The organism is uncultured Corynebacterium sp., assembly GCF_937999985.1.
Classification (GTDB): Bacteria; Actinomycetota; Actinomycetes; order Mycobacteriales; family Mycobacteriaceae; genus Corynebacterium.
In genome coordinates this window covers 1-3041 of sequence record NZ_CALLDG010000068.1, presented here as the reverse complement: position 1 = coordinate 3041, position 3041 = coordinate 1, and the positions used below count along the sequence as shown (strand labels likewise).

2 protein-coding genes are annotated in these 3041 nt (G+C 60.3%); one reads left to right on the top strand and one right to left on the bottom strand.

Annotation, left to right across the window (positions count from 1 at the left end):
• The coding region (locus Q0331_RS03260; RefSeq protein ID WP_298074843.1) for a sodium-dependent transporter at positions 1-1386 on the bottom strand (1386 nt) is incomplete at its 3' end.
• A 321-nt stretch (positions 1387-1707) separates the two neighbouring features.
• Between Q0331_RS03260 and ychF the strand changes: the two genes are divergently transcribed.
• Positions 1708-2793 carry a redox-regulated ATPase YchF gene (ychF, locus tag Q0331_RS03255; RefSeq protein WP_298074841.1) on the top strand — a complete coding sequence of 362 codons (1086 nt, stop codon included), beginning with the start codon at positions 1708-1710 and terminating at the stop codon, positions 2791-2793.
• Positions 2794-3041: the final 248 nt, after the last annotated feature.

Below are 3041 nucleotides of genomic sequence, written 5' to 3'. Positions count from 1 at the left end.
GCGGATCTCCTCGAACAGGAAGTACAGCAGCACCACAGGGGTGATGGCGAACACGCATGCCTTCCACACGAAGCCAAGACGCAGCTCCGAAACAGCGTTGAGGTGCTGCGCCATTTCGTTACGGCGCCCCTGAATCCAACCAATGGTCAGAACCGCGGCGACGGCACAGATCACGATGCCCAGGTTGTTGGTGAACTTGTCCATGATGTCCAGGGTGATCAGGCCGGAAGTGGTGGAGAACAGCAGGCAGGAGACGACGGCCATGACGCCACCGATGCTAATGGCGGCGACCTCGCGAGTCAGGTTCAGCTTGTCCTTCACAGCGGAGATAACGACCTCCATGATGGAGATCAGCGACGTAATACCAGCCAGGAACAGGGAGCCGAAGAACAGCACGCCGAACAGGGGTCCCGCTGGCATTTCGTTGATGATGGTCGGGAAGGCGGTGAATGCCAGGCCGATGCCGTTCTTGACTGATTCCTCGACGGGGGTGCCGGACTTCGCAGCCATGAAACCCAGGGTGGCGAACACGCCGATGCCGGCCAGAACCTCGAAGGAGGAGTTGGCGAAGGCCGTCACCATGCCGGTGCCGGTGAGGTTCGTGCGCGGCTTCAGGTAGGAGGCGTAGGTGATCATGATGCCGAAGCCGATGGACAGGGAGAAGAAGATTTGGCCGTAGGCGGCGATCCATACGGAGGTATCGGACAGGACGCTCCAGTCCGGGGTGAAGAATGTGTTCAGGCCATCGGCGGAACCATCGAGGAATAGGGCTCGGACCACCATGACGATGAAAAGGACGATCAGCACCGGCACGAAGAACATGGTGATGCGGCCGATACCCTCGTTAATTCCGCGGGCCAGGGTGAAGATACAGACCACCCAGACTGCGGCCATGACCAGCAGAACCGGGATGACGAAGTCGCCTGTCCAGGCGGAGGAATCGTCGAGCTTCAGGAATTCATCCTGGAAGTAAGTCTCTGCGTCTTCACCCCACGTCTTGCCAATGGACTTCCAGGTGTAGAGGCCTGCCCAGGCGATGATGGCGGCGTAGTAGACCGCAATGAAGAAGTTCACGCCCACCTTCAGCCAACCGATCGGCTCGGCGTACTTGCTGGTACGGCGGAATGTCAGGGGAGTGGAACCGCGGAAGCGGTGGCCCATGGAGAGGTCGAACCACAGTAGCGGAATACCGGCGGTGAGTAGTGCAACTAGGTAGGGGATCAGGAAGGCGCCGCCGCCGTTTTCGAAGGCGACGTAGGGGAAGCGCCAAATGTTACCCAGGCCGACCGCGGAGCCGATTGCGGCCATCAGGAACACCAGGCGGGTGTTGAATGTGTCCCGTCTCTGACGGGCACTAGCTACAGGCGAGGAAGATGAAGTGGTCATTGAGGTGCAACTTTCTAGCAGGCATCTCGCAAGGCGAACAATTAACAGAAGAGGCTTAAGGGGTGGTAAAGCCTCAAGGTTTTCTAAGGTGCTCTTACTATATGACCGTTGAAAGCTTCTGATAGTGGGTTTTCACAATTCTTTCCCGAGATTGACTACCCGATGAAGAGATGGGGGTAGTTTCTTTGGGGTGTCTGGGGGTAACTGGGGCGGCTTTGGGTGGGCAGCGGTGGGCGTCAAAAAGAAACAACAAGTATGGCAATAGAGGCAATAGAAAGGGTGCGTTGGAGGCAGCGACGGCCGGGCGATAGGATGGGGCACGTGACTCTTACTCTTGGAATTGTCGGCCTGCCCAACGTGGGCAAGTCCACGCTGTTTAACGCCCTGACCCGCAACGATGTTCTGGCTGCGAACTACCCGTTCGCAACCATTGAGCCCAACGTGGGGCTGGTGGAGTTGCCGGACCCACGCCTGACGCGCCTGGCGGAGATCTTTGAATCTGAGCGCATCCTGCCCGCGACAGTCTCCTTCGTGGACATCGCCGGCATCGTGAAGGGCGCTTCCGACGGCGAGGGTATGGGTAATGCCTTCCTGGCGAACATCCGCGAGGCGGACGCGATCTGCCAGGTGGTGCGCGCGTTCTCTGACGACAACGTGATCCACGTTGACGGTCGAGTGGACCCCGCCAGCGACATTTCCGTCATTGAGACGGAGCTGATCCTGGCCGACCTGCAGACGGTGGAGAAGGCTCTGCCGCGCCTCGAGAAGGAAGCGCGGAAGAACAAGGATCTGGCCGAGCAGGTCGAGGGGGCTAAGAAGGCGCAGGAGATTCTGGAGGATAGCCGCACTCTGTCGAGTGCCGCGGCGCAAGGGGAGATCGACCTGGCTACCGTGCGCGACCTGCACTTCCTGACGGCCAAGCCGTTCCTGTACGTGTTTAACTCCGACGAGTCTGTGCTGACCGACGAGGACAAGAAGGCAGAGCTGCGCGAACTGGTAGCCCCGGCAGATTGCGTGTTCCTGGACGCCGCGACAGAGGCGGACCTGCTGGAGCTGGACGACGAGGAAGCGGCTGAGCTGCTGGAATCCGTCGGGCAGACTGAACCGGGGCTGCAGACGCTGGCGAAGGCTGGCTTCGCAACTCTTGGCCTGCAGACCTACCTGACCGCCGGGCCGAAGGAGGCCCGCGCGTGGACGATCCACCAGGGTGACACCGCCCCGCAGGCTGCGGGTGTGATCCACACGGACTTCGAGAAGGGCTTCATTAAGGCTGAGATCGTGGCCTTCGAGGACCTGGACGAGCTCGGTTCCATGGCGGAGGCTCGCGCCCACGGCAAGGTGCGCCAGGAAGGCAAGGACTACGTGATGGCCGACGGCGACGTGGTGGAGTTCAAATTTAACGTGTAGTGCTTAACCTCTGCGATGAACTCTTTGATCCCGGGACGTGATGAGGACTGGGGCTATTGTGCTCCCCCGAACGCTACGGCCCGGGGACACGAGGCTGTGTCGCAGGTGCAAGCGAGAGGACCAGGAGCGAAACACAGACCGCTGAGTCGACGCAGTCACGGTAAAGACGGAGCCGTCTAGGCGGTGCTCGAGGTTGCGCGAGATACGGTGACGCTGGGCGTCGGTAAGCGATGCGCATTCGGCGACAT